Consider the following 1,367-nt stretch of genomic DNA (forward strand, 5'->3'; position numbering starts at 1 on the left):
GCAAAGCGAAAGCGTTGCAGTGGATACTGACTCACTCGCATTCGGCAAAACTTCTTGCTGTTAAGCGAGTATCACAAAACAAAGGCAGTAAAACGCCCGGAATAGACGGCGTCATCTGGAATACGGATACGCGCCGCATGAAAGCAGTCAATCAATTGAGCAGAAAGGCTTATCAAGCCAAACCGCTCAAGCGTATCTACATCCCTAAGAAAAACGGCAAGCTCAGACCTTTGGGTATCCCGTGCATGGTCGATAGAGCGCTACAAGCGCTTCACCTTCTTGCACTAGAGCCTGTGTCAGAAACACTTGCTGACCCAAATAGCTACGGATTTCGGCGCAATAGAAGCACTGCTGATGCTATTGCTCAGTGTTTTCTCTGTTTGAGTAAAAAGCAATCCGCGCAATGGGTTCTTGAGGGAGATATCAAAGCCTGTTTCGACAAGATTGGGCATCAATGGCTTATGAATAATATAGCTGTAGATAAACGAATGTTGGAACAATGGTTAAAGTCTGGTTTTATGGACAAAGGGCTGTTCTATCGCACTGACGAGGGAACACCACAAGGCGGGATCATATCTCCAACCTTGATGCTGATGACTCTTGCAGGTCTTGAGCAACGCATTAAGTCCACCGCACTTAAAAATGGGGCGAGAGCCAACTTTATAGGATACGCCGATGATTTCGTAGTCACATGCACTTCAAAGGACGTGCTGGAGAACGATATCAAACCGTTGATTGCTGACTTCTTAGCACATAGAGGCTTAACGCTCTCCGAAGAGAAAACGCACATTACTCACATTAGCCGTGGTTTTGACTTCCTAGGCTTTAACCATAGGAAGTACAAAGGAAAACTGCTCATTAAACCGAGCAAATCTAACACGTTAATATTTCTGAGTAACTTGCGCGAACTCATTAAAAAGCACGCAACTACCCCCGTTAACGATCTAATCAAGTTGATAAATCCGAAACTCAGGGGTTGGTCGAATTACTATCGCCATTGCGTTGCCAAACAAGTATTCGGATATGTGAGCCACAAACTATTTCTAGCGTTATGGCATTGGGCTAAAAGGCGTCATCCAACAAAATCAAAAACTTGGATCGCCATGAAGTACTTTATCAACCGTCGAGGCCAATGGCAATTTCACGGTTGGCAGAAGAGCATGAACATGAACATGGATTGTCAGTTTAATCTATTTCAAATAGCTAAGGTGCCAATAGAGAGACATGTGAAAATCAAGAGTGAAGCTACGCCTTTTGATCCTTTATACCAAGAATACTTGGCAAAGAGAAAAGCAAAGAGGCAATGCCGCAACTCTTGGAATGAGCCTAATCTCGCTGCTTTATAAGTTGCTGGGTACCAATTAGGT

The 1,367-nt window shown here is 44.2% G+C and carries 1 protein-coding gene; it reads left to right on the forward strand.

Features of this window, described 5'->3' with window-relative positions; genetic code table 11:
* The coding region (gene ltrA / locus L1272_RS23010) for a group II intron reverse transcriptase/maturase (RefSeq protein ID WP_235374369.1) at positions 1–1,346 on the forward strand (1,346 nt) is incomplete at its 5' end.
* Between the last annotated feature and the right edge of the window lie 21 nt (positions 1,347–1,367).

Origin of the sequence: Pseudoalteromonas sp. PAST1, from assembly GCF_021532515.1 — a bacterium.
Lineage (GTDB): Bacteria > Pseudomonadota > Gammaproteobacteria > Enterobacterales > Alteromonadaceae > Pseudoalteromonas > Pseudoalteromonas simplex.